Here is a 24397-nt window from a genome sequence, read left to right on the forward strand (position 1 = left end):
CAAAAAAATTGGTCAATCAGCCGCATTATTCATTTTGGGTGAATAATAAGCCCTATCTGCGCCAAACGCGCTACCCGGCGTTTTGGGGGTAAATTCAAATAGTATGAGGAATGGGGGCGGTGATCGTTTTGATCCGCCCCATCGGCATCGATTACAGGCCGATCTGATCCCAGTCATGTTCAACCGACATGCCGAGTTCCTTGCGCAGTTCGCGCATGGTCCGGCGCAGCAGGCCGTGCATTTTGCTGCGCGCCTCTTCGGGGTCGCGCTGGCTGATGGCGGCATAGACCGCGTGGTGATCGGGCAGCGACTTGACATGCGCCTTGGGTCCGCCCGATGACAGGCGGAAAGAACCGATCAGGGCGGTTTCGATCAACATGCCGAACGACTTCATGAAATCGTTGCCCGACGCATCCAGAATACCCTGATGGAACACAAGGTCGGTAATATAAACCGCCTCGGTGCCGGGTTCGGCCTTTTCCATTTCGAAATAGGCGGTTTCAAGATGCTTGATCTGTTCCGGCGTGGCGCGGACAGCGGCCATGGCGGCGGTGTTGGGCTCGATGATCAGGCGGGTTTCAAGCAGGCTATAGAGAAATGCCGGGTCCGGATCCGGGAAATGCCAGGACAGGACATCAGGATCTAGCAGGTTCCAGCTTGAGCGCGGCTTGACCCGTGTGCCGGTTTTCGGGCGACTTTCAATCAACCCCTTGGCCGAAAGGATTTTGATGGCTTCACGCAGGGCTGTGCGTGAAACATCAAGGGATTCACTTAAGGCCGCCTCTGTCGGCAGGACATCGCCAGGCGCAAGCTTGCCCGAAACAATGCGTGCGCCAAGATCGTGGGCAACAATGCTGTGCAGACTGCGTTTGGCGTAAGTTCTCGACATGGTAGACGACATATATTCCCTCCGGCGTGGCCCTGATTGAAAAGCAAATAGGCAAAAGGCCCGCTTTGTCATTATTCATATAATATGAATTAATTTTCAGGGCAACTTATCTGGTGCCGCCAACGCCTTGTGCTGCATAGCATATAATTATTTCAGGGGGGCGTCACGATGGCTGTTACGTATTTGCTTATGTCATGAACTTATAAACAAGCTTTCAGATAATGAAAGAAAAGACTGCATGGTTTGACGCTTGACAGGCCCGGATATCCTGATCATTAATGTTATTGTATGAAGAATAAAAAACAAGATTATCAGGAGGAAGCATCACGCAGCCGCGCACGGGAACGTGCCCGGACCATTCGTCTGGTCTGAAGGGGGCTTGTCGGCGTAGCATGATGTTGGCGTCAGGAAATTTTCGCCTGTTGCGCCGCACATAGCTTGATGGATGCACTTTCTGTCAATTTTGGCCTAGAATCGTGTTTGGCGTCAGGGGAATCCGACGTCTGACATCTGAAAACAAAACGCACGACGGGAGATGAAACGATCATGTCTGATCGCATGCCGACACACTACACAAGCCTGGAAGACAAATCGGTATTCATCACCGGTGGGGCATCGGGTATTGGCGAGGCGATTGTGACCGCCTTTGTCGAACAGGGGGCAAAAGTCGCCTTTGTCGACATCATGGAAGATGCCGGTAACGCACTTGTCGAAAAGCTTTCGAAAGATGCGCGAAATGCGCCTGTCTTTATCAAATGCGATCTGACCGATATTGCCGCCTTGCAGGCAGCCGTTGCCAAGGCGGCCGAGATCAATGGTCCGATCACCGGGTTGATGAACAATGCAGCGAACGATACCCGCCATAAATGGCAGGACGTCACCCCGGAATACTGGGATGAGCGTCAGGCAATCAATATTCGCCCGTCCTTCTTTGCCATTCAGGCGGTGGCGCCGATGATGCAAAAGGCCGGCGGTGGTGCGATCATCAATTTCGGGTCGGTCAGCTGGATGATGGGGCAGGGTGGCATGCCGGGCTACACCACAGCAAAGGCCGCAACCCATGGTCTGACGCGCGGTATGGCGCGCGATCTTGGCAAGGATCATATCCGCGTCAATACGCTCGTGCCCGGTTGGGTCATGACCCAGCGCCAGCTGGATCTTTGGGTCGATGAAGCCGCCGAACGTGAAATCGATGAGCGCCAGTGCCTGAAAAACAAGGTGATGCCCGATGATATTGCCCGCATGGCGCTTTTCCTGATTTCAGATGAAGCGCGCATGGTGACCGCGCAAAACTTTATCGTCGATGGCGGTTGGGTCTGACGCCCGTATCGCCACATCGTATAACCACATCGCCATATTCCGACATATATCCAAGACCGTTCAGGACAGAATTCATGAGACTGGTTCAATTCAAGGACACCGCCGGCGCGCAACATGTGGCCGTGGTCGAAGACCAAAATACCCTGATCCCGCTTAAGGGCGTTTCCACCACCCGTGAACTTGCGACCATCGCGCTTGCCAAGGGCATGACGATGATCGAAAAGGCAAAAATTCGTATGGGCGACACCACGGTCGACTATCACGAAGTTGCCCGTGATGGCCGCCTTTTGCCGCCGATCACCCATGTTGATCCGGCGCATTTCCTTGTGACCGGCACCGGGCTTACGCATCTGGGCTCCGCATCGGCACGTGCGAACATGCACAAGGCCGATAACAAGGACGCCAATGAAACCGATTCCATGAAGATGTTCCGCATGGGGGTTGAGGGCGGCAAGCCCAAGGCTGGCGAACACGGTGTGCAGCCGGAATGGTTCTATAAGGGCGATGGCTCCATCGTTGCCAATCCGGGGGCGGATATCCCAAGCCCGTCCTTTGCCCTTGATGGCAGTGAGGAACCGGAGATTGCCGCGATCTATGTCATTGATCATGATGGCACCCCGGTGCGCATCGGCTTTGCCATCGGTAACGAGTTTTCCGACCACGTGATGGAACGTCAGAACTACCTGTATCTGGCACATTCAAAGCTGCGTCATTGCGCGATGGGCCCGGAATTGCTGCTGGGCGATCTGCCAAGCCATGTTGAGGGCACCTCGCGCCTGTATCGCGATGGCAAGGTGATCTGGGAAAAGCAGTTCGTCAGCGGCGAAGACAACATGTCGCATTCGATCGCCAACCTTGAATATCACCATTTCAAATATGACCTGTTCCGCCGTCCGGGCGATGTGCATGCGCATTTCTTTGGCACCGCGACACTTTCCTTCGCCGATGGTGTCACCACCCAGGACGGTGATGAGTTCGAAATTGAATCGCCGCTATTTGGCCGCCCGATCCGCAACCGCCTGATGGTTCAGGCAGAGCGCCCGGTGACCGTCAAGGCGATCTGATGTCTTTCTGAGACTCCCAAGAGCCAAAAACCCTGTCTACCTCCAAACGACACGACTTGCCCCGGTTCTTGATTGGACCGGGGTTTTTTTTAACTTTAGGTTGTGGTTTGGTGGTTGTTTGTATTCTGCTAAAGTACGTTTTGGAAGACTGCCGATTTGGGGGAATAAATCTGTCCTCATCTTTCTTATGATGTTGTTTTGTTCAGTTTGGTTGAGGGTGGATAAAAATGAGGTTGATTGGCTTAACTCTTGAAAACTTTCGTTGTTACTCGGAAGCGATCAACGTGAAATTTGATAACTTAACTGCGTTGGTTGGGCAAAATGACGTCGGAAAATCATCATTGCTAGACGCGTTGGCAATCTTCTTCGAAGAAGCTCAACCAGACAAAGACGATGCAAGTAAAAACGGCGACCCAAAGAAAATGAGGATCGCATGTGAGTTTGACCAGTTACCTGATGCACTCGTTGTTGATGCCAATCACTCAACAAGCTTGGCAGCCGAGCACTTAGTCACCGCGAATAGAACCTTGGTTATTAACAAAGTCTATAACGGAAGCATTGGCTCTCCGAAAGTGAGTGCGATATTTGCGGAGGCAGAACACCCGACTGCGAGAGGATATGATGATTTGTTGAAGTTAAAAAGGGCAGAACTAGTCAAGAGAGCTGAAGATTTAGGGGTTGATTTAGCAGGTGTAGACAAAAGGGTGAATGCCGAGTTGCGGGCAGCTATTTGGGGTTCTTGTATAAATCTTCAGAAAATACCCTCGTCTGTACCACTGGAGGAAGAAGGAGGAAAGCAGCTATGGACGGCGCTTCAAGCTTACTTGCCAGCATTCGCCCTCTTCAAGTCTGACCGAGCGAGCTCTGACCAAGATAACGAAGCTCAAGACCCTTTGAATATGGCAATACGCGAAGCAATCAAGGAGGTTGAGCCTCGACTTCTTGAGATTCAAGAGCACGTTGAGAGCGAGGTTAAAAAGATTGCCGCGGCAACAGTGGAAAAACTTAAGGAGATGGATCCGAACATAGCTGAAACTCTTGATCCAATAGTTACGACCAAGAAGTGGGAAAAGCTATTTTCAACCAGTATTACGGGTGATAACGGCATTCCCCTCAATAAGAGAGGGAGTGGAGTTCGTAGGCTGGTTTTGCTTAATTTTTTCAGAGCAAAAGCCGAGAAAGGTGCGACAGATAAGTCAAAGGGCTCAATCATTTACGCAATCGAAGAACCTGAAACAAGTCAGCACCCGCGTAATCAACGGCTTCTCATGTCCGCGTTGAGTGACTTATCCTCAGGTGATGGGCGTCAAGTTATTCTTACGACCCACACTCCTATGCTTGCTCGATTACTTCCGATGGATCAAATCCGCTATATCAAACGACTGGAAAATAACACTAGAAGCATTGAGCATGGAACAGATGAGCTCAGCGGCGAAATTGCAAAGTCTCTAGGAGTGCTTCCAGATCATAATGTTAAAATTTTTGTGGGTGTTGAAGGCCCAAACGACATCCTGTTTATGAAGGGAATGGCTAGAGTTCTACGAAATGGCGGGGTCGATGTACCTGATTTAGAGAAATTGGAACTAGACGGGGAGCTCATATTCTTCCCATTCGGAGGGAGTAATTTGGCCGTTTGGGCATCTCGTTTGCGTCATTTAAATAGACCGGAATTCCATGTTTGTGACAGAGATAACCCTCTTCCTCATGCTCCGAAATACGATGCGCATGTAAACGAAGTTAATGGCCGAGATAATTGTAAAGCTACCTCGACGCGAAAACGAGAAATGGAGAACTACTTGCACCCTGATGCAGTAGTAGAGGCTTATCAGGGAAACGGTATGGAGTTGGATCTCCCCAAGGTTTTTGAGGATTTTGATGACGTTCCCGAAATCGTGGCAAAGGCAGTTCACACGCAGTCTTCAGCAATTGCCTGGGATGCCCTCGATCAAGAAAAAATATCCGAGAAAATCAAACGAGCTAAGAGGCAGTTAAACAGCGTGTGTGTATCAAAGATGAATTCTGTTCGACTACAGCAGTCAGACCCGGACAGCGAGATACATGGATGGTTTACGTGTATCTCAGAACTGATGGATTAGAAAACGGAACAAACCCTTTTCCTCGATCTCGGTCAAGTAGTTTGCCGTCAGCTTCACTCAACGTAATTTTCTCAATGCGTCGATAAACTCCTTGTAATCAGACATAAAGCCATCTGGAATTATATCTGAGCATTGATTTTCGCGAGCGGAGTGAGAAAAGGAGCCCAAAAAGGGGCAGTCCCCTTTTTTCGTTAACTCGGTCGGAGGTTACCTGACCTTAGAGTTCATGGTTCCGTTTTTTCTGGAAGCATTTAAGGCGGAATTAGGCTCCGACTTAGTTGTTTTCAATTAGTGAAAAATGACCGTCAAATGGATGGTTTGCCTGTCCAGAAAAAATTTTATGAGGAGGTTTCTGCGAAGTAATGAAAAAGGGGGCTTCCCGCTTTTTGGGAGAAAGCGAGAAGAATGACGACCAATGAAAAGCTTGGCTTTTGTGTGTTAGTTTGCAATTAATAATTGTAAGTCCTTGGTGCGCTAATGATTTTATTTTTTTTGAGGGAGGGGATATGGATTCAGGCGAGGGGGCAGCAGAAGTAGATCTGAGGATTCAATTCCGCGTGAAGGAGCCTGTTCGGCAGCATTTAGCATCTTCTTCTTACGATTCACTATGGAATATCGGGGACCGTTGGTTCCCTGAAAAAGAGTTCGGAATTAGCCTTCGGAAATTTCTTGAGGAATGGAAGGGGAATAGCCAGCTTGTTCCAGTAAAACTCTTTGAAGACAGCAGCGAACTTGTCAAGCGTAGACCTGAAACGTTAGAAGTGGCCGTTCTTGCGTGGTCGACAGTTTACGCGATGGGTTATGTCGTCCAGATTCTGGATTTTATTCTTAATTCGGACAATGAATTGGATAGGGGGGCCATCTTTAACGAGGTTGCCATAGAAAGCCTCGAATACGGCAGTGTAACTGGCAAAATCTTTCTGAATGCCGCCTTTGCTGTAAATCTATTCGGTAGTCTTTTGACTGTGAATAGCACTTTATTCAAGAATCCTTCACACAAGCTCGTTGTGCCTATCAGCGCTGAGTGTTCTATTTATGCAAGGGAAGAAGAGAAGCTGGCCGAGCTTATTCTTCAGAAGTTGAATAGTAGTCCAGAGTCATTTATCGACCAAGCAAACAAGAGTTGCGTGCAATTGAGACAGCAAGCGATCAACCATTTCGTTGATCAACCGATAGCAGTTGATGGTTTGTATGGCGACGATACGATGTATGCCGAAGACAGGATTAGGGGCCAGTTGGGCATAGAAAACAACGACATTCTTCTGCTTTACCGCGGTATAGCAGAAGTTCTGATGCGACCTCGCCTCAACATCGAAATCCCATCAGACGTGCGAAGGAAGATAAAGGTAACCAAGAACTCGTTACTTAGCCAAGTTTATCCTCGTAATAAGCCCGATAATATCACATTTAGGCCGAAATAACTGGATGTGGAAGCTCGGTGCTGAAAAAAGGGGCAGTCCTATTTTCAGGGGGGCTGTCCATAGATTCCTGCCTGCGCGGGAATGACGGCTTTGATGGCGTTCGTGGGGTGGGGCTTCACGGAACGAGATAAGGGCAGCGGAATTATTCCGCTGCCCTTTGGTGTGTTTGCGTTGTTGACGCGAAGCGGGGATCAGGCCTGTTCGCGGGCAAGCGGGGCGGTTCGCAGGCCCAGGGTTACGATGATCGATGCGGCAACAAGCAGGAAACCGGCGATGGTAAAGACGCCAAGCGCGCCGCTGGTGTCAAAGACAAGGCCGCCGACTGCGGCACCGGTGGCAATGGCAAGCTGGAAACCGGCGACCAGAAGTCCGCCGCCGCTTTCGGCCTCATCAGGCACGGTGCGCGTGATCCAGGTGGACCATGCGACCGGCACACCGCCAAAAGCCATGCCCCAGATCGCAACAAGCACGGTGGTCGGGGCAACCGCACCATCAATGGCGACCATGCCGACCCCGGCCAGCCCCATGATCATCGGCATCAGAGCAATGGTCATGCGAAGCGACCGGGCAATCAGCGCGCCGCCGATATAGGTGCCGATAAAGTTGGCGACACCAAAGCCCAGCAAAATGCCCGAGACACCCGCCGTCGTCACACCCGAGACATTTTCAAGGAACGGGCGGACATAGGTAAATAACGCGAAATGGCCGGTAATGATCAGGACCAATGAAAACAGCCCGAATTTCATGCGCGGGCGGTTGATGACCTCGATCAGGGTGCGCAGGGTCGCACGCCCGCGCGGCGGCATTTTGGGAAGCGTTGCGAATTGCACGACAAGGGCGAGAACGCCCAGCAGGGACGCCAGCATAAACACATTGCGCCAGCCAATGACATCGCCAAGATAACTGCCGAGCGGGGCGGCAAAGACGGTGGCGGCCGAAACGCCGCTAAACAGGATGGCAAGGGCGCGCGGGACGTTCTTTTCCGGCACAAGGCGCATGATGATGGCCGCCGACATGGTCCAGAAACCACCAAGGGCAACGCCCAGCAAGACCCGGCCAGCCAGAAGGATGGCATAGTTCGGGGCCTGTGCGATCATGATGTTCGCGGCAATCAGAAGAACCGAAAAGCCGAGCAGAACATAGCGGCGGTCGATCTTACGGGTCACCGTCGCGGTCAGAAGGCTGGTGATCAGGGCCATAACGGCGGTGGCCGACATGGCTTGGCCTGCCATGCCTTCGGTAATGCGCAGATCATCTGCCATCGGGGTGAGCAGGCTGACCGGCAAAAATTCGGCCGTGACCAGCCCGAAAACCCCGAGCGTCATGGAAATCACAGCGGCCCATGCAGCAGGTGCGGGCGCGGCCGATTGATCCATGGCAGGTTGGGGGCGGGATTGCGGTTCACTCATGGGAAGTCCTTCGAGTTGATGTTTTGCATTGCACCCAAAATAGTCTGGACCGTTCGGACGATCTATGACAGTTTGTCTTTATTCATTGATCAATCGTCCGGAATGTCATGTCGCTCATTGCAAATGCAGACCTAAACAGCCCGTCAGATCATATCGAAGGCCAGTTCAATCCCGCCGGTCATGACATGGTAAATGAACTGCTTTCCGGTGTGCGGTTACGCGGCCTTGATTATCGTCGCATCGAAATATCCGCCCCGTTCGGTTTGCGGTTTGGCGAGGATGTTGACGATGGCCGCGCCTGGTTTCATTTCATCGGGCAGGGAACGGTCCATCTGCGGACCAAAAGTGGTGCGACCCATGTTCTGGGATGCGGGGATGCGGTGTTGTTGCCCTGTGCGGGCATTCACGATCTTTACAGCCAGGACGGCGTTGCGATGCGCAGCATTGATGCGTTTGAAAAGGCGCCGCTGTGTGATGCGGCATCCGAAATCCGCGCCTGCGAAGCCGATGTATGCCGATCAAAGGACAATCTGATTTTCAGCTGTGCGATGGAATTTGATCTTGGCTGGCTGCATCCGTTGGCCCACCTCAAACCGGAAATCATGCATATCGAAACGGTGCCAGATCATGATCCGCAAATCCCGGCAATCCTTGATGTGATGACCGCAGAACTTCGCGCCAAGCGGCCGGGATATGGCGTAATCCTGACCCGACTTGCCGATGTAGTGGCCGCAGCGATCCTTCGGCGCTGGGTCGAGACGGGATGTGATGTATGCGGCTGGGTCGAGGCGATCCGTGATCCCAAGCTGGCGCGTGTTCTGGCAGCCCTGCATAAGGAGCCTGGGCGGAGTTGGTCGGTTGCGGATATGGCATCGGAAATGGGTGTATCGCGGTCTGTCTTTGCCGAGCGGTTTGTCGAACTGACGAAATCAACACCGCAACAATATCTGACCAACTTGCGCATGCGTCTGGCCAGCCAATGGATCGGGCGGGAAAACCTTTCATTGGATGAAGTGGCCGATCGTCTTGGCTATGCCTCGGTCGCGGCATTCAGCCGCGCGTTCAAGCGCACCACGGGCAAGTCGCCCGGTGCCATCCGCCATATTGATTACGCATCGCCGTAAAGGACGTGCTGTGCGCTTTTTGCGGCGGCTTGAAGCTTTGACAGCAAGCCGTCGCGATTTTGCGCCAGCGTTGCCGGGGATGCACCAAACACCGAAAAGGCCGAGATCATATTGCCATGTTTGGTCAGGATCGGCACGGCGATGGCATAGATGTCTTTTTCGCGTTCGCCGTTATTGGTGGAAAAGCCCTGATCGCGGATGTGGGCAAGTTCGACCTTTAGTGCATCAAGATCGGTGATGGTGTGATCCGTCATCCCCTTAAGGCGGGCATTTTTGAAATAGCGGTCCTGATCATCGGGGCTGAGATGCGCCAGCCACAGCTTGCCATGCGCTGTGCAAAAGGCATCAAGCCGCGACCCAATCCGGATATCGACATAAAGCGCCCGGTCGGGGAGGGCCTTGGCGATGCAAACTGCTGCGTCGCGATCAAATTCGGTTGCCATGCAGGCTTCGCCTGTTTCGCGCGCCAGCTGATCAAGGATCGGCTGCAGGATGGTCGGCAGGTTGCCATCGTGCAAAACACGATCCCCCAGATCGGCAAACATATAGCCCAACCGGAAAACCCCGCGTGACGTCACCCGCAATGCCCCGGCATGCACCAGCGTGTGCAGAAACCGGTGGGCGGTGATCATGTTGATGCCCAGCGCATCGGCGGTTTCCTTTGCGGTCAGTTCGCTTGTGCCGGCGGCAAACAGATCAAGTATTTTAAAGGCCTTAAGCACGGAACCATTGAGTTGGCTTGTCATCGGGTCGCTTTTCTCCACGCAAACAGATCGGGCACCGCTGTGCCGTCTTGACGACCACCGGATTTCAATAATAAACTATATTATAAATCATATTTCAAATAAAGAAATAAAGGAGTGTGCTGCATTTAATCTGTACCATTTTGCCGGAGGCAGCCTTCTGTCTGGCAAGGATAAGGTTCGCAGAACATAGCGGCGCTATGTTCAAGGGCGTTGACGCTGCGAGGCGGAAGGCTGTCCCGGCCCGCAGGGTTTGTTTTTGACGGCGTTTCGCAGCGTTACAGCGTTTGAACGATGTGCCGCATCGCTCTGCACGCTGTGCCTTGCCAAACGGCACGTCAAAAACAAACAAAATGGTACAGATTAAGTGCAGCACGCTCCCAGAAAGCAAGAGGCATCTGATGAAAAGCGATAAGCAGGAAAACCCCGGCCAACTGACCCTGACCGCCGGTGGGGCGGTTCTGGCTCGCATGAAGGCCATCGGGATTGACTATATCTTTGCCAATTCCGGGACCGACTTCCCGCCGATCATCGAAGGGCTGGCCGAGGCGGCGGCAAAGGATATCGACCTGCCGCACGCGTTGATCATGCCGCACGAAAATGCGGCGATGGGGATGGCGCACGGCTATTACCTTGCGACGGGCAAGACGCAGGCCGTGATGGCGCACACCAATGTTGGCCTTGCCAACTGCGCGATCGGGGCGATCAATGCCGCGACCGAACATGTGCCGGTCGTCTTGATGTCGGGCCGAACGCCAGTGATGGAAAAGGGGCGTCTGGGGGCGCGCACCGTGCCGATTGGTTGGGGCCAGGAAATGCGCGATCAGGCAGCGCTGGTGCGCGAAAGCACGAAATGGGAGTATGAGCTTAAATTCCCCGAACAGGTGCCGGATGTTGTCGACCGTGCTTATGCGATTGCATCATCGGTGCCCAAGGGCCCGACCTATGTCAGCCTGCCGCGTGAAGTTTTGTGCGAACCGTGCCCGAGTGATCAGATCGAAGGACCGCTTCGCATGCAGCCGGTCCCGGTCGCCCCGCCGCAAGCCGTGGTGGATCAGGCAGCCGACATTCTGGCCAATGCCAAAAACCCGGTGATCATTGCCCAGCGTGGCACCGGCACGGCCGAGGCGTTTGGGCGTTTTGGCGATCTGGTCGATCAATGGGGCATCCCGGTGGTGCAATACTGGGCGATCCAGCTTGCGATTGGCACCGAACATCCGATGTTTGCCGGGATGGATCCGGCACCGTGGCTTAAAGATGCCGATGCGGTGGTGGTGATTGATTGCCTTGCACCGTGGTCGCCCGATATCCATGATTTGCCGGGTGACTGCAAGGTCATTCAGATCGGTCAGAACCCGCTTTATTCGCGCTTCCCGGGGCGTAACTTTGCTGCCGATGTCTCGCTTGTCGGTGAAACCGGTGATGTGATCATGATGCTGGCAGATGCCATGGATCAACGTCGTTCCGACCATAAATCTGTTTGCCATGATCGTCGGGCCAAGGTTGCCACCATCAATGCCGATACCCGTAAAAAGGCATTGGCGGCGGCCGATGCCGGGGCGGTGGACCCGATGACCAAGGCCTATGTATCACGTTGTCTGTCCGATGCGATTTCAGGTCGGGCGACGACGGTGTTTTCGGAGTTGGGCTGCCCGTTGGAGCCGCTTTCGCTTTCGGAACACAGTAGCTGGTATCAGGAACCCCATTCCGGCGGGCTTGGCTGGTCCTTCCCGGCATCGATGGGCTATCAGTTGGCCGACAAGGACAAGCTGGTTGTCGCGACCATGGGGGATGGATCCTATATGTTTGCCAACCCGACGGCCTGTCATCAGATTGCCGAGGCGTTGGAGCTTCCGATCCTGATTTTGGTGCTGAACAACAATGAATGGGGGGCGGTGCGCCAGTCCGTGACAGGCATGTACCCCGATGGTTATGCGGCGAAAACCAATGAAATGCCGCTGACCGCGCTTAAACCCAGCCCCGATTTCACCAAGGTCGCCGAGGCCAGCCGCGCCTGGGTTGCCAAGGCCAAACGCGCCGAAGATTTGCCCGGTATCCTGCGCGATGCGATCAAGCATATCGACACCAAACGCACCCACGCGTTTGTCGAGGTAACGATTGCGCCTTAAGTGACTGCTTATGTCATTAATGATCGGCGCCCGGCATATTGTCGGGCGTCATCGTTTTGATCAGATGCACTGTATTGTGGCATCGCAAAATGCCTGCTTGCATCGCAGGCAATTTCATTATTTGATTGAGCTAATTATTTGAATTGCCTACCCGGAAGGAACCATTATGGATCGTGTCGTTGGAACATCGGGACGTATCGCGTTTGCAAGCGCGATGCGCAACCTCCTTGCGGATGTGTATCCTGGGCACGATCAAGCGGATTTGGTGCGTCGGGTTTTTGAAGTTCTTGGTCTGCCGATTGAGGGAGACGGGCCGGAGCCCTGCGAGGAATATTTGCGCAAATGGGATCAGCGCGATGCGTTTCTGATCACCTATGGCGACAGCATTCAGCAGGACGGTAAAAAGGGGCTGCAAAGCCTTGGCGAATTTCACCGTAAGTGGCTGAAAGACTGGCTGACGGGGATTCATATCCTGCCGTTCCATCCTTTCACATCCGATGACGGCTTTTCGGTCAGCGACTTTGACATGCTCCGCCCGGAACTCGGCGACTGGAGCGATGTCGAGGAACTGTCAAAGCACGCAACCGTGATGGCGGACCTTGTGGCCAACCATATTTCGGCATCCCACCCGTGGTATCAGCAGTTTCTGGCCGGCGAAAAGCCCGGCATTGATTACATCAAGACCGCAAATCTTGAAGATGACCTTTCCGATGTCGTCCGCCCGCGTAGTCATGCGTTGCTCAATCACGTGGTGACCAAGCAGGGCGAGAAGCAGGTTTGGTGCACCTTTAGTTATGATCAGGTCGATCTGGATTACGGCAATCCGGAAGTATTCTTTGAGATGCTCCGGGTCGTTCTGAACTACCTCAAACACGGCGTGCGCGTGGTTCGGTTGGATGCCATCGGCTTTATCTGGAAGGAAGTCGGCACGACCTCGATCAACCTGGATCAGACCCATAAACTGATCAAGGCGATGCGTCTGGCGTGTAATGCGGTGCATCCCGATGTGTTGTTCATTACCGAAACCAACCTGCCGCTGCTTGAAAACCTGTCTTACTTTGGTAATCAGGACGAAGCGCACCTGATTTATAACTTCTCGCTGCCGCCGGTGATCATTCATGCGTTGCTCAGTGGGCGAAGCGATTTTATCCGCAAATGCATCATGGCAATGCCACCGGCCCCGGCGGGGTGTACTTTCTTTAACTTTACCGCCAGCCATGATGGCATTGGCCTGCGCCCGGCCGAAAACCTGATCCCCGATGAAGATATCGAAGGCCTGCGCGATCATGCGGTCAAGATGGGCGGGCAGGTCAGTTACCGCGCACTCAAGGGCGGCGGCCAAAAGCCCTACGAGCTTAATGTCACGCTGTTTAGCATGCTGGCACAAAACTTCGCCGGCGAGGCCACCATGGGGCTTGAACGCTTTGTGATGAGTCAGGCGATCGCCATGTCGCTCGAAGGCATTCCGGCGATCTATATCCAGACCATCCTGGCGACCGAAAACGATCAGAAGGCATATGAGGAAACCGGTATTCCAAGGCGTCTGAACCGCAAAATCTGGAAGCTTGATGATGCCGAGGAAACGCTGTCACGCGAAGGTGTGGCACGATCAGCCTTTGATCAGTTGCGGGCGCTTATGTCGATCCGTCAGGGACAGCCGGCCTTCCACCCGAATGCCACGCAATATACGCTTAATCTCGGCTCGGAACTTCTGGGCGTCTGGCGGCAATCGCATCTGAATGAACAAAGCATTTTCTGCGTCTTTAACCTGACTGAAAAGCCCCAAGACCTTGATCTTTCAAAGATCAACCTGATCATGACAGAAGGTTGGCAGGACCTGATCACGCAACAGGTCGTAGAAGACTATAACGGCATGATGAAACTGGCACCTTACCAGATCGTCTGGATTTCCAACATGGACGGTCGCAACCGCACCGAAAGCCGCCTTCTGCAACGCTACCGGGATGCGATGCCGGTTTAGGGGCTTGCACTCAAAATAGCGGACGGTTTTTCAGGGATTTTTTCGGCGCCAAATAGCAAAACTCTGCAGGTTATCCGTGCCTTGTGGTGCTGCTTATAATCATTTGATTTGTGGTTGAGCGTGGCATGATGAATCGCTATTGCAGAGCAGTATGTCTTTCCTGTATTCGTGGCCCGGATTAAGGGAGATCAAGGGGCATTACGCGCAATGGCTTATGCGCAGGAAGTTCGGGTTCTTCATTTGCCCGATGATACGGATTACCGCGTCCGGGCATATGTGGAAATCTGGTGGGATGCGGCACGTAACGGGCAAATTCCTGACCGCAAGCGTTTGAATGCAGATGTTCTGTCGCAATGGATCGATGACATCTGCATCTATGAATTCCTTCCCGAAAAACGTGATTTCATAATCCGCATTGATGCACCCAATATTATTGCTGCCAGTGGCGAATGTTATCAGGGGTGCTCGCCGCGCCAGATTGATCTTGATTTCGGCACCACGGTGTATCCAACGCTTCTGGAAGTAATTGATACCGGAAAGCCCGCCTTTCATCGTGTTGGGCATGAACGCATGGTTTGGGAGGAATGGCTGCGCGTGATGTTGCCGGTCCAGACCACAGACCGGGCTGGCAAGGTGATCCAGCAGGTCTTTGTCACCCATTTTCTCTATCGCGGGCAAAGTGAGCCGGACTAACGACGCGCTTGTTTCGCATGGTGCCGCGCCCCACGTGGATAAAGAAAGGGACGACGGGCCCAATGCATGTCTGGATGCATGCATGTGATGTCAGTGTGACTGGGAATGGTATGGCAAAGCTTGGTGGTGAAAAGGAAATCCCGTTAACATATCTTGATGATGATGCGTCGCCTGCTGCGCAGGCGCTTCTGGATTTCTGGAACGCGCATGCGTCAGAGCACAGTATTCCTACACGATCAGATTTCCAGCCTGATAACCTGGCCCCTTGGATCGACGATATTTCTATCTATGAATATGTCCCGGAAAAGGACGATTTTCAGATACTGATTGAAGGCGAGAATATTATCGCACTGACCGGTGAAAACTGGCGCGGTGCGTTTGCCCGCGAAGTCGATTGCCGCTTTTCAGGCGGACTGCATGCAGCAATGACCGAGGTCAGAACCACGGGCCGACCACAGATCCATCATTTGCGAATTTTTCAAAGGGAGTGGCAAAGCGGCATACGGTTGCTTTTGCCGGTTCTGCTGCAAAAACCGGGCAAGGAAGATATTATCCAGATCTTCCTTGCGATTTTTCCGGTCGATGATTAGGCGCGATCAATTGCGCGCGCTATGCCTTGCCAATATCCATGTCGTTAAGGTCATCTTCAACTGCAGCTGAAAGCTGTTCGAAGATGTCGCCCATGGCACTTTCAACACGCTGCCAACTTGGAATGAACGGGCTTTCCAGCGGGTTTTCAAGATAGTGCTGACCGGCACTGATGATCACTTCGGACAGGACTTCGACACAGTTTTCTTCCTCGTCACGATTGATCTTGAGTCCGTTAAACAGCGCATCGGCGCGATATTGTTCAATCAGGTCAAGGGCAGCCCGGTAATAGGTTGCCTTGAGCGTGCGGAAGGTTTCCGGGGTAAAGACCGTGCCCTGGGTCGCCAGTTTGCGGAACAGGGATTTGGCAATGTCACTTGCCATGCGTGACAGGCCGTCATCCTTTTGCGCCGGATCAAACTCACGGTGCTTGTGGTCATAGATATCGGCGATATCGACCTGGGCGAGACGATGGACCGTGTGATTGCGATACATCTCCGAGAGCATGGAAACTTCAAGGCCCCAGTCGGATGCGACGCGAAGGCCGTAGGCCACATCGGTTCTGATCGCCATTTCGCCTGACAGCGCATAGCGGAAGCAATCAAGATAGTTGAGGAAATCGGTCTTGCCGACAACCTGCTTAAGCGCACGGATCAACGGTGTGACAAACAGACGGCAAACGCGGCCCTTAAGCGTGCCATTGGCAACACGCGCGTAATAGCCCTTGGCAAAGGCAAAGTTGAACGCCGGGTTGGCAATCGGATACATCAGCTTTGCCGGAAGGTCCGGCGTATAGGTCGCGATGTCACAGTCATGGATACCGATAACGGAACTGCGCCCGGAGGCCAGCGTATAGCCAAGGCAGTACCAGACGTTACGACCCTTGCCCGGTTCATAACGGGCCAGATTGTTTTCATCGAGACGATCATGAACGCTGCGCAAACGCGGCCCGTCGTTCCACAGAATACGGACATGTTGCGGCAGATCCTTGAAGAACTCACGCGCATGCAGGTATTGCTGCGCATCGGCGCGATCAAGCCCGACAACGATCTGGTCGATATAGGTTGCCTGTTTCAGCCCCTCGACAATTGTTGTCATCGCCGGTGTTTCCAATTCGGAATACAGGCAGGGCAGAATAAGGGTCTGACGCCGTTGGCGGGCAAAGGCGTTCATTTCATAGGCGAGTTCTTCCGGGTTTCGGTCAAGAATGCGATGAAGGGTTGTGATCGGGCCACCCTGATGGAAATCAGCCATGAAGTACCTCGCTGTTTTTATTGGTATTGATTATCTGATCCAGAATTTCGTTAACCGCTTCGTTCCATCCCGCCGGTCCCGGTTTGGGTGCCACGCGCAAGTTGGGATGGTCGAGCAACGGCATACTGCGTTTGCCATGCTTTGACGGAATTTGAACGGCATAATCTGCCTCGGCCAGCATGGGAATATCGTTCGGGGAATCTCCGAGAGCAATCGTCGTAAAGCGTTGCTGACGTTTGTTTTCAGACGCGTCATCAAGCCAGGTGACGCTCAGGCGTTCAACCATGCGCCTCATGGCCTGTCCCTTGCTTGAGGGGCCGCACAAAGTGTGGAACCGTCCACCTTTCACCAGCGTCAAATCATGCTTTTCGGCAATCTTGCGGGCAAGTGCGATGTCCTTGGCGGCAGGCTGCCAGATCAGCGGGTCTGAGCAATGACGCTGCCCGGCGCGAATGGCGTCTTCAAGCGGCAAACCGGTTTCTGTTGCGATGATTTCCGGGCTTACGGTGCGAAAGCTTTCGACCGGGACCGTGACCGACGACTTGATTTCTTCGCGGGTGCGATCAACGGTTTCGCTGGCCGGGCCATATTGTTCGACATTGCCATTCAGCGCGATAACGCCGCCGTTCTCGCCGATAAGTCCGTCAAACAGACCGGATATCTGATTGATATGTTCCAGTTCGGCGAGTGTTTTTGAAGATACCGCGATCAGGGGGATGGAAAGCTGCTTCAGCCGATCCAGTGCGGGGCGGGCATCCGTCCAGCTATAGGTGTCATGATCAAGCAATGTGCCGTCAAGATCTGTGAAAATGGCGATGGCGCGGCTTTGAGGCATCTTCCCGTTCTGTCGCGGTTTTAAGGGGTTTTTGGCCATTGTGCAGGGCCGAAAGAAACAACTTAGCATAGTGCTGACAAAGGATCGACAGTTCACAGGATGAATTTTTCATCACGACGACAAATGCGATGAATTTTCCGGCACCATTACGCTTGTTCCCAGACAAGGATCGGCCGTTGGCGACAGGGCGTCCTTCGGATGGTTAGAACCAGATTATGCGCAAGGTATAACCAAAACCCAATACATGTTCGATTTGTCCAATCATTATCCCGGTTTGTCCATTCTGTCCTTGCAGTAACAAGCGTATTCTTTCCGCAATGGAACGGTTCTTGTTCCAATTCAAAAACAGAATCAAAAACCGTGATCTTGTGAGGAAATCGTCATGCATGTCCCTGTCGTTATCGTTGGTTCGGGCCCGGCTGGTCTGCTGCTGTCACATCTGCTGCATGTGCAGGGGATTGATTCCATCATTCTGGAACGCAAAAGCCGCGACTATGTCGAAGGTCGCATTCGTGCAGGCGTTCTTGAAATGGGAACGGTCGATCTGATGAAGCGTGTGGGCGTTGATGCCCGTATGAACAAGGAAGGCATCATCCATGGCGGCATCTATATCAGCGTCAATGGCAAGCGCACCCATGTGAATATCGAAGAACTCACCGGTGGTTCGACCGTCATGGTGTATGGCCAGACAGAGGTCACCAAGGACCTGATTCAGGCGCGCCTTGATCACGGTGGCGAAATCATCTTTGAGGCCGAAGATGTCAGTCTGCATGACATCAATGGCGATACGCCAAGTGTTCGATATGTCAAAGACGGCAACGCGCTTGAACTGACGTGCGACTATATTGCGGCGTGTGATGGTTTCCATGGCGTCGGGCGCAAGACCCTGCCGGGCGTCAAGGAGTTCGAGAAGGTCTATCCGTTCGGCTGGCTGGGCGTTCTGGCCCATGCAAAGCCGGTTGCCGAAGAACTGATTTACGCCAAGCATGACCGCGGCTTTGCGCTGTGTTCGATGCGATCCGACAAGGTTGTGCGTCACTATGTCCAGGTGCCGATGACGGACAAGATCGAAGACTGGTCTGATGACCGGTTCTGGAACGAGCTTCGCACCCGTCTTGGTGAAGAGGACGCTGAACTGGTCAATGAAGGCGAAGTGTTTGAAAAAAGCATCGCGCCGCTTCGAAGCTTTGTGGCGGAGCCGATGCAACATGGCCGTCTGTTCCTTGCCGGCGATGCCGCCCATATCGTGCCGCCGACCGGTGCCAAGGGCCTTAACCTTGCGGCGAGTGACGTTCACTACCTGTCCGAAGCATTGATCGCAAAATACAAATCCAACCGCGAAGATCTGCTGGCCAGCTATTCCGATACGGCATTGGCCCGTGTCTGGAAGGCAGAGCGGTTCTCGTGGTGGATGACATCCATGCTGCATACCTTTGATGACCAGAATGAATTTGATGGTCGCATTCGCAATGCCGAGCTTGAATATATCCTGTCGTCAAAAGCAGGTCTGAAAACCCTGTCGGAAAATTACGTCGGTTTGCCTTATTAGAGCGCGTTGCGTTTAATCTGCATCATTTTGTTTGATTTTGGCGAGCCGTTTGGCAAGGCACAGCGTGCAGAGCGATGCGGCGCATCGTTCAAGCGGTGTAACGTCGCGAAACGCCGCCAAAATCAAACCCTTCGGGCCGGAATAGCTTTCCGCCCCACAGCGTCAAGATCCTTGACCGTAGCCCCGCTACGCTCTGCGGATCTTTCCTTGTGCGACAGAAGGCTACCTCCGGCAAAATGGTACAGATTGAATGCAACGCGCTCTAACCGGCGTAACGGGGATACCCACCCCCGACGGAGAAGTCCCGCTCTCCATTTCCGCCCAGAAGTCCGACAGGTCATGAAACGGTCCGCAACCCACGCGGACCGTTTCTTTTTGGCATTGCTTGCCGGGTTTTTATTTATGGTCAATCCGCTATGCCCCGAAATCATCACAATTGGTTGGGGAACCTTATGCCATGTCCGCACGTTTCCTGTGTGTTGCTGTTTTCAAGACAATAGGAGAAAACCATGGCGACCAAGACCGAGACGACTGCTGATAATGCAAAACTGCAGGCGGATGTCGATGCCCTGCGCAGCGATCTGGCCGAAATCACCAAAACCCTGAAGGCGATGGGTGGTCAGGCGGCAGAGACCAGAACGCAGGCAGCTGCGGAGCGCATTCGTGAAGTGACCGGTCAGGCGCGTGATCAGTTTGATCATGCACGCGGTGTGGCTGTGGATCAGGTTCGCGAGAACCCGCTGGCATCTGTAGCCGTGACCTTTGGTGTCGGCCTGCTTATCGGCCGTCTGCTGCAGAAATGATTGATCAGCTGACCGACATACTTGTCGATCAGGCAAAGGCCGCGGTCCGAAAGGGCGCGGCTTTTGCCGCGATCGCAATTGTGATGTTGATCGGGGCAGGCTTCTTGCTGGCGGCCATCTATATGGCGATTGCCGCATCCTTTGGTGCGATTGCGGCTGCCATGGCGATTGGCGGCACGCTGGTGACACTGGGGCTGGTTGCCCTTGCCGTCATGTTACAGCGTGATCCCGGCGATGCGGTTGATCCCGCAGCCGTGCATGACGATGCTGCGCGCCGGCAAAAAACAGAAGACGACATGCTGTTTGATCTTTTGGTGCATTCGGCCATGACCGGCTATGCAACTGGCCAGGGCAACAAACCGCGTATGCAATCCGGGTTTGATAAAATGGTCACCGACCTTGCTGCTCTTGGTATTTTCGATCCCCCGAAGGGACACATGGAAACCCAAGAGACGCACGACGATCTGAATACAAAAAAGGCGGGATAGCTGATCAAGCTGCCCGCCTTTTTTAATGCTGTTTTCGCCCGGCTTATTCGCCGTGGAAATGGACCGTGCCGATAAAGGGCAGGTTGCGGTTGTTCTGGGCATAATCGATGCCATACCCGACCACAAATTCGTCAGGGATATCAAAGCCGCAGAAATCAATCGGGATTTCAACTTCGCGGCGCGACGGCTTGTTCAAAAGCGTGCAGATTTCCAGACGGTTCGGATCGCGGGTTTTGAGAAGCCGAACCACTTCCGAGAGGGTGTAGCCGGTATCAATGATGTCTTCGACCAGCACGACATCCTTGCCACGGATCTGACCATCAAGGTCCTTGACGATGCGCACATTGCGCGAACTTTCCGTGGAATCGCCATAGCTTGATGCGACCATGAAGTCGACTTCGACCGGTACGGTCAGTTTGCGTACCAGATCGGCGATGAAAACAAAGGAGCCGCGCAGCAGGCCGACAACAATCAGCTTTTCGGTATCCTTGAAGCTTTCATTGATCTCGGCGGCAAGCGCATCGATCTTGGTGGCAATCTCGTCCGCCGTTATCAGCGGCTTGACATCATAATCGGCCATAAATTCCGGTCCTGAAGCGTTATGGTGTGATGCTTCGCTTGCTAGCACAAGCCGGTCACGATGACCAGCCTGTGAATGGTAACAGAAGTATAATCCCGTAGCTCCGCGCACCGGAAATCGCGCAGCCCGCGAAGCCGTTTGATGTCATTAAACGCAGAAGTGTTTTGACGCTTTGCGCGGCGTTTAAGCCGCCTTGAATATCACCGGCGTGTCGCCTTCGTGCCATTGGTCATATTTGGTCATGGCGCGTTCAAAAAGCTCGGAGGCCAGGAAATCATCAAGCCAGCGCTGCACATGAACGAACGGCATGGCGTCAAACGCCTCTTTGTCGGTATTGGCAAACTGGCGGATGAAGGGGGCAATGGCGAAATCGGCCAAGGCCGGGCGCGACCCGAACAGGTATTTGCCGACCGCCAACCGACCATCAAGGCGGTTAAGGATCTTTTCCGCATCCCGACGATGTTCGAGCGGGTCTACGTCTTCATAGCGGTTGGGGTATTTGTAACGATCAAGGTGATGCTTGAACGGGCCATCATTTTGCGAAATCAGGGCCAGCATGTCGTCAAGCGTGCCGCTTTCGGGTGTCAGCCATTCAAGCGGATCATTTTCCGCAAGCGCCCAGACCATGATTTCAAGGCTTTCATCGACCACTGTGCCATCGGGCAGGACCAGAACCGGGACGGTTGCCTTGGGCGATACATCGATCATGCTTTGCGGTTTGTCGCGCAGGACAACTTCACGCAGTTCGACATCAATTTCGGCGGCCAGCAACGCAATACGTGCCCGCATGGCATAGGGGCAGCGACGGAAACTGTAAAGGATGGGCCGGGATTGCGCAGCAGCGTCTGCTATGGCCTTCGCAGGGGGAAGGTCGGCGGTCTCGATTTTGGCAGATGCGGTGCTGGTGTCGGTGCCGCTGTCGGTCTTGGGCATAACTTCGATTTCGGTCATATATTTGGCTTAAACGGTGCCCGCGGGCAATGCAATAGACAATCGCGTGACAACCGGAATGCGCAAACATCCGGCTCCTTGACGCGTATGCTGCAAAAAATGGCCGGTTTTACGACTTTTTTGGCCCGATGGGCTTGATTTTACTGTCCGGTTTGTGAAAGGACAGTGCACCAGATTTAACAAAAGACTTTAGGATAGAGGGCAGACGCCAAAGTGCGTATGAGATATCCTGTAGTCTTGAAGACAAAAGCCGTTGGAAAGAACAAGGGGCAAGTCCTATGACACCGACAGAGATCGCACGCGTCGAAGATTATCTGCGTCGCACGTTTGATAACCCGAAAATCGCCATTGATGCGCCCAAGAAAAAAGGCCATCCGATTGAAATGCGTGTTGGCGACGAGTTCGTCGGTGTTGTGCATCGTGACGAGGATGAAGGCGAAGTCAGCTACTCGCTGAACCTTGTCATCCTTGAAGAAGATCTGCCGCCGGCACCCTGATCTCTGATCTGACTTGATCTGACTAATTGAATTTAAAACGCCCCGTCGCCAGTTTTGGCCGGGGCGTTTTGCGTTTGCTACGACAGCATCTGGCGGATTTCGTCCGGGGTGGCGACCTTGCCTTCGACCAGAATATCGTCATCGGCCATCAGGGCCGGGGTACGCATGATGCCGGAATCAATGATCTTGTTGGTGTCGGTGACCTTTTCGATCTCGTAATCAAGATCAAGCGCCTGTGCGGCCGCTTCGGCGTTTTTCGCCAATGCCTGGCACTTTGCGCAACCGCTGCCATAAATGCTGAGTTTCATCTTTGATCTCCTGTGATCAGAATGATTGAATATTGCCGTAAACAAAGCCCGAAATCGTCGCCATGACGACGACCAGCGCGCAGTAAACCAGCGTTTTCTGCGTGCCGATCACGGTGCGAATAACCAACATGTTGGGCAGCGACAAAGCAGGCCCGGCCAAAAGCAACGCCAAAGCCGGACCCTTGCCCATGCCGGCACCCATCAGGGCTTCGACAATCGGGATTTCTGTCAGGGTCGAAAAATACATGAACGCGCCCAGAACCGATGCCAGCGCGGTCGAGGTCAGGGAATTATCGCCAACAGCTGCCTGCACCCACTCATTGGGGATCAGGCCTTCATGCCCCGGTCGGCCCAGCAACAGGCCTGCGATGAACACCCCCATCACCAGAAGTGGCAAAATCTGTTTGGTGAAATCCCAGCTTTGATCGACCCATTCACGGTCCTGATCGCGCGTCAGAGCAATCATCATCAGGCCGATCACGCCAATGGCAAAGGCCAGTTGCGGATATTGCGGGAAAATCACGGCCGCAAGGATGACAATTGCCGCAAGCCCCGCGACCTGCTTAACCGGCCAATTCCACTGCCAGATCAGAAGTCCGGCAAAGCCCGCCGCCAGAAGTGCGGTGGTGGTCCATTTAACATCATAAACCGCCATCCAGACCGGGCTGCCAGGGACGGATGCCCAGTTGGCAAAGACCAGAATGCCGACCATCAGACCAAAAAACGCAATGGTGATCGAAAGCGGTTTGCCATCATCGTCGCCGCCAAAGCCGCGTTTGGATTTCTGGGCGCGATCATGTTCCTCGTGACGATAGATCAGATGCATGATCAGGCCGATGACAATGGCAAAGACAATCGCGCCAACCCCGCGTGCAAGGCCGATTTCAGCTCCCAATACCTTGGCCGTGACAACAATCGCCATGATATTGATCGCGGGCCCGGAATACAGAAACGCAATCGCCGGACCAAGCCCCGCACCGCGTTTGTAAATCCCGCCAAACAGCGGCAATACCGTGCAGGAACAGACGGCCAGCAGCGTGCCCGAGACGGACGCCACGCCAAGGGCGACTGGGCGCGATGCATCCGGGCCCAGATAACGCATTACCGATCCCTGACTGATGTAAACCGCCATCGCCCCGGCAATCACAAAGGCCGGAAGCAAACACAAAATCACATGTTCGCGGGCATACCAGTTGGTCAGATAGACGGCCTCAAGCACCGCATTGTCAAACCGCCCCGTGCCCGCAGGGATGAAATAGATCGCAAGGAAACCAAGTGAAATGGCGGCAAACAGCCGTCCTTCGCGGGGGTTTTCACGATAAAGCGCGATCAGGCGATGAAGCATCGGACGGTCTCCAAATGACCACGACGGGCGTTGTTGTTTTTAATCTATCCAGATTGGCCGACTATTACTTTGATACATCGCAACGTTGTGCACTGCCGCGACGCGGGGTAGGGCATCCCGCCACTTTCCGGATGTTTCCGATGATCGCAGATCGATCTTGGAAACATTCGAAGGCCGATTTCAACCAATCGTCGCAAATCTTCTGAGCACAAGAGGAAGTTTAGGGGGCGCACCCCAGTTCGTTTGACAGTCGCGCGAACGCGGGCCTACCGTTTTGGTTGCACTGCGAATATCAAAAACGCGCGGTGGGTTCGGTTCGGGCAGCGGTGC

The 24397-nt window shown here is 53.6% G+C and carries 22 protein-coding genes; 13 read left to right on the top strand and 9 right to left on the bottom strand.

Annotated elements, in window-relative coordinates:
- Positions 1 to 151: 151 nt before the first annotated feature.
- Positions 152 to 901 carry a FadR/GntR family transcriptional regulator gene (locus AUQ41_RS03905; RefSeq protein ID WP_120225880.1) on the bottom strand — a complete coding sequence of 250 codons (750 nt, stop codon included), beginning with the start codon at positions 899 to 901 and terminating at the stop codon, positions 152 to 154.
- Positions 902 to 1435: 534 nt separating this feature from the next.
- Between AUQ41_RS03905 and AUQ41_RS03910 the strand changes: the two genes are divergently transcribed.
- The 4 genes from AUQ41_RS03910 (at position 1436) to AUQ41_RS03925 (ending at position 6790) form a co-directional block, all read left to right on the top strand.
- Entirely contained in the window at positions 1436 to 2209 is a 774-nt protein-coding gene (locus AUQ41_RS03910; protein WP_063086871.1) for an SDR family NAD(P)-dependent oxidoreductase, read from the top strand.
- A 74-nt stretch (positions 2210 to 2283) separates the two neighbouring features.
- Positions 2284 to 3273: an AraD1 family protein gene (gene araD1 / locus AUQ41_RS03915; protein ID WP_063086872.1), complete on the top strand. Its 990-nt coding sequence runs from the start codon at positions 2284 to 2286 to the stop codon at positions 3271 to 3273.
- 227 nt (positions 3274 to 3500) lie between these two features.
- Positions 3501 to 5369 carry an ATP-binding protein gene (locus AUQ41_RS03920; protein WP_063086873.1) on the top strand — a complete coding sequence of 623 codons (1869 nt, stop codon included), beginning with the start codon at positions 3501 to 3503 and terminating at the stop codon, positions 5367 to 5369.
- 506 nt (positions 5370 to 5875) lie between these two features.
- Complete coding sequence (locus AUQ41_RS03925) at positions 5876 to 6790, top strand: hypothetical protein (protein WP_063086874.1); 915 nt, start codon at positions 5876 to 5878, stop codon at positions 6788 to 6790.
- A 191-nt stretch (positions 6791 to 6981) separates the two neighbouring features.
- Here AUQ41_RS03925 and AUQ41_RS03930 read toward each other — a convergent pair whose 3' ends face one another.
- On the bottom strand, positions 6982 to 8199 hold the full coding sequence (locus AUQ41_RS03930; protein WP_083952796.1) for an MFS transporter: 1218 nt from the start codon (positions 8197 to 8199) through the stop codon (positions 6982 to 6984).
- A 107-nt stretch (positions 8200 to 8306) separates the two neighbouring features.
- Between AUQ41_RS03930 and AUQ41_RS03935 the strand changes: the two genes are divergently transcribed.
- Positions 8307 to 9323: an AraC family transcriptional regulator gene (locus AUQ41_RS03935; RefSeq protein WP_083952795.1), complete on the top strand. Its 1017-nt coding sequence runs from the start codon at positions 8307 to 8309 to the stop codon at positions 9321 to 9323.
- On the opposite strand, the gene AUQ41_RS03940 is transcribed toward AUQ41_RS03935, so the two are convergent.
- Positions 9308 to 10069, bottom strand: coding sequence for an IclR family transcriptional regulator (locus tag AUQ41_RS03940; RefSeq protein WP_063086960.1), 762 nt, complete (start codon positions 10067 to 10069; stop codon positions 9308 to 9310). The two genes, AUQ41_RS03935 and AUQ41_RS03940, sit on opposite strands and share 16 nt — an antisense overlap.
- 398 nt (positions 10070 to 10467) lie before the next feature.
- Here AUQ41_RS03940 and AUQ41_RS03945 point away from each other — a divergent pair, with 398 nt between their 5' ends.
- From AUQ41_RS03945 to AUQ41_RS03960, 4 genes are all read left to right on the top strand, one after another.
- Positions 10468 to 12195 (top strand): thiamine pyrophosphate-requiring protein, encoded by a 1728-nt coding sequence (locus AUQ41_RS03945; protein ID WP_063086875.1) that lies wholly within the window; start codon positions 10468 to 10470, stop codon positions 12193 to 12195.
- 166 nt (positions 12196 to 12361) lie between these two features.
- The gene (locus AUQ41_RS03950; protein WP_063086876.1) at positions 12362 to 14176 is read left to right on the top strand and encodes an alpha-amylase family glycosyl hydrolase; all 1815 of its coding nucleotides are present in this window, start codon (positions 12362 to 12364) and stop codon (positions 14174 to 14176) included.
- Between the two features lie 207 nt (positions 14177 to 14383).
- Positions 14384 to 14869, top strand: coding sequence for a hypothetical protein (locus AUQ41_RS03955; RefSeq protein WP_063086877.1), 486 nt, complete (start codon positions 14384 to 14386; stop codon positions 14867 to 14869).
- Positions 14870 to 14931: 62 nt separating this feature from the next.
- Positions 14932 to 15459: a PAS domain-containing protein gene (locus AUQ41_RS03960; protein WP_063086878.1), complete on the top strand. Its 528-nt coding sequence runs from the start codon at positions 14932 to 14934 to the stop codon at positions 15457 to 15459.
- A gap of 19 nt (positions 15460 to 15478) precedes the next feature.
- Here AUQ41_RS03960 and AUQ41_RS03965 read toward each other — a convergent pair whose 3' ends face one another.
- Both AUQ41_RS03965 and AUQ41_RS03970 read right to left on the bottom strand, forming a co-directional pair.
- Entirely contained in the window at positions 15479 to 16711 is a 1233-nt protein-coding gene (locus AUQ41_RS03965; RefSeq protein ID WP_063086879.1) for a hypothetical protein, read from the bottom strand.
- Positions 16704 to 17546, bottom strand: coding sequence for a mannosyl-3-phosphoglycerate phosphatase (locus tag AUQ41_RS03970; protein ID WP_063086880.1), 843 nt, complete (start codon positions 17544 to 17546; stop codon positions 16704 to 16706). Before AUQ41_RS03970 ends, AUQ41_RS03965 begins: the two co-directional genes overlap by 8 nt.
- Positions 17547 to 17928: 382 nt before the next feature.
- On the opposite strand from AUQ41_RS03970, the gene pobA reads away from it, so the two are divergent.
- The 3 genes from pobA to AUQ41_RS03990 all read left to right on the top strand — a co-directional run bounded on the left by pobA (position 17929) and on the right by AUQ41_RS03990 (position 20386).
- Positions 17929 to 19095 carry a 4-hydroxybenzoate 3-monooxygenase gene (pobA, locus tag AUQ41_RS03980; protein WP_063086882.1) on the top strand — a complete coding sequence of 389 codons (1167 nt, stop codon included), beginning with the start codon at positions 17929 to 17931 and terminating at the stop codon, positions 19093 to 19095.
- A gap of 509 nt (positions 19096 to 19604) precedes the next feature.
- The gene (locus tag AUQ41_RS03985) at positions 19605 to 19898 is read left to right on the top strand and encodes a YqjD family protein (RefSeq protein ID WP_063086883.1); all 294 of its coding nucleotides are present in this window, start codon (positions 19605 to 19607) and stop codon (positions 19896 to 19898) included.
- The gene (locus AUQ41_RS03990; RefSeq protein ID WP_063086884.1) at positions 19895 to 20386 is read left to right on the top strand and encodes a hypothetical protein; all 492 of its coding nucleotides are present in this window, start codon (positions 19895 to 19897) and stop codon (positions 20384 to 20386) included. Before AUQ41_RS03985 ends, AUQ41_RS03990 begins: the two co-directional genes overlap by 4 nt.
- Before the next feature lie 43 nt (positions 20387 to 20429).
- Here AUQ41_RS03990 and hpt read toward each other — a convergent pair whose 3' ends face one another.
- A complete protein-coding gene (hpt, locus tag AUQ41_RS03995) occupies positions 20430 to 20966 on the bottom strand; it encodes a hypoxanthine phosphoribosyltransferase (protein ID WP_008891923.1) in 537 nt (178 codons plus the stop codon).
- Positions 20967 to 21149: 183 nt separating this feature from the next.
- The gene (locus AUQ41_RS04000) at positions 21150 to 21917 is read right to left on the bottom strand and encodes a glutathione S-transferase (protein ID WP_083952794.1); all 768 of its coding nucleotides are present in this window, start codon (positions 21915 to 21917) and stop codon (positions 21150 to 21152) included.
- 278 nt (positions 21918 to 22195) lie between these two features.
- Here AUQ41_RS04000 and AUQ41_RS04005 point away from each other — a divergent pair, with 278 nt between their 5' ends.
- Positions 22196 to 22414 carry a DUF3126 family protein gene (locus AUQ41_RS04005; RefSeq protein ID WP_008891916.1) on the top strand — a complete coding sequence of 73 codons (219 nt, stop codon included), beginning with the start codon at positions 22196 to 22198 and terminating at the stop codon, positions 22412 to 22414.
- Positions 22415 to 22491: 77 nt separating this feature from the next.
- Here the strand turns inward: AUQ41_RS04005 and AUQ41_RS04010 are convergent, their stop codons facing one another.
- The gene (locus AUQ41_RS04010) at positions 22492 to 22722 is read right to left on the bottom strand and encodes an MTH895/ArsE family thioredoxin-like protein (protein WP_063086885.1); all 231 of its coding nucleotides are present in this window, start codon (positions 22720 to 22722) and stop codon (positions 22492 to 22494) included.
- A 16-nt stretch (positions 22723 to 22738) separates the two neighbouring features.
- Positions 22739 to 24067, bottom strand: coding sequence for a permease (locus tag AUQ41_RS04015; RefSeq protein ID WP_083952793.1), 1329 nt, complete (start codon positions 24065 to 24067; stop codon positions 22739 to 22741).
- Positions 24068 to 24397: the final 330 nt, after the last annotated feature.

It is taken from the genome of Thalassospira sp. MCCC 1A02898, from assembly GCF_001618185.1.
GTDB classification, from domain to species: Bacteria; Pseudomonadota; Alphaproteobacteria; order Rhodospirillales; family Thalassospiraceae; genus Thalassospira; species Thalassospira tepidiphila.

Coding starts and splice junctions, on each gene's coding strand:
- AUQ41_RS03940 (WP_063086960.1), bottom strand. CDS start 10,069: ATGACAAGCCAACTCAATGGTTCCGTGCTTAAGGCCTTTAAAATACTT.
- AUQ41_RS03910 (WP_063086871.1), top strand. CDS start 1,436: ATGTCTGATCGCATGCCGACACACTACACAAGCCTGGAAGACAAATCG.
- AUQ41_RS03990 (WP_063086884.1), top strand. CDS start 19,895: ATGATTGATCAGCTGACCGACATACTTGTCGATCAGGCAAAGGCCGCG.
- AUQ41_RS03955 (WP_063086877.1), top strand. CDS start 14,384: ATGGCTTATGCGCAGGAAGTTCGGGTTCTTCATTTGCCCGATGATACG.
- pobA (WP_063086882.1), top strand. CDS start 17,929: ATGCATGTCCCTGTCGTTATCGTTGGTTCGGGCCCGGCTGGTCTGCTG.
- AUQ41_RS03930 (WP_083952796.1), bottom strand. CDS start 8,199: ATGAGTGAACCGCAATCCCGCCCCCAACCTGCCATGGATCAATCGGCC.
- AUQ41_RS03925 (WP_063086874.1), top strand. CDS start 5,876: ATGGATTCAGGCGAGGGGGCAGCAGAAGTAGATCTGAGGATTCAATTC.
- AUQ41_RS03905 (WP_120225880.1), bottom strand. CDS start 901: ATGTCGTCTACCATGTCGAGAACTTACGCCAAACGCAGTCTGCACAGC.
- AUQ41_RS03950 (WP_063086876.1), top strand. CDS start 12,362: ATGGATCGTGTCGTTGGAACATCGGGACGTATCGCGTTTGCAAGCGCG.
- AUQ41_RS03935 (WP_083952795.1), top strand. CDS start 8,307: ATGTCGCTCATTGCAAATGCAGACCTAAACAGCCCGTCAGATCATATC.
- AUQ41_RS04000 (WP_083952794.1), bottom strand. CDS start 21,917: ATGACCGAAATCGAAGTTATGCCCAAGACCGACAGCGGCACCGACACC.
- AUQ41_RS04010 (WP_063086885.1), bottom strand. CDS start 22,722: ATGAAACTCAGCATTTATGGCAGCGGTTGCGCAAAGTGCCAGGCATTG.
- AUQ41_RS03970 (WP_063086880.1), bottom strand. CDS start 17,546: ATGCCTCAAAGCCGCGCCATCGCCATTTTCACAGATCTTGACGGCACA.
- AUQ41_RS03945 (WP_063086875.1), top strand. CDS start 10,468: ATGAAAAGCGATAAGCAGGAAAACCCCGGCCAACTGACCCTGACCGCC.
- hpt (WP_008891923.1), bottom strand. CDS start 20,966: ATGGCCGATTATGATGTCAAGCCGCTGATAACGGCGGACGAGATTGCC.
- AUQ41_RS03920 (WP_063086873.1), top strand. CDS start 3,501: ATGAGGTTGATTGGCTTAACTCTTGAAAACTTTCGTTGTTACTCGGAA.
- AUQ41_RS03960 (WP_063086878.1), top strand. CDS start 14,932: ATGCATGTCTGGATGCATGCATGTGATGTCAGTGTGACTGGGAATGGT.
- araD1 (WP_063086872.1), top strand. CDS start 2,284: ATGAGACTGGTTCAATTCAAGGACACCGCCGGCGCGCAACATGTGGCC.
- AUQ41_RS04005 (WP_008891916.1), top strand. CDS start 22,196: ATGACACCGACAGAGATCGCACGCGTCGAAGATTATCTGCGTCGCACG.
- AUQ41_RS04015 (WP_083952793.1), bottom strand. CDS start 24,067: ATGCTTCATCGCCTGATCGCGCTTTATCGTGAAAACCCCCGCGAAGGA.
- AUQ41_RS03965 (WP_063086879.1), bottom strand. CDS start 16,711: ATGGCTGATTTCCATCAGGGTGGCCCGATCACAACCCTTCATCGCATT.
- AUQ41_RS03985 (WP_063086883.1), top strand. CDS start 19,605: ATGGCGACCAAGACCGAGACGACTGCTGATAATGCAAAACTGCAGGCG.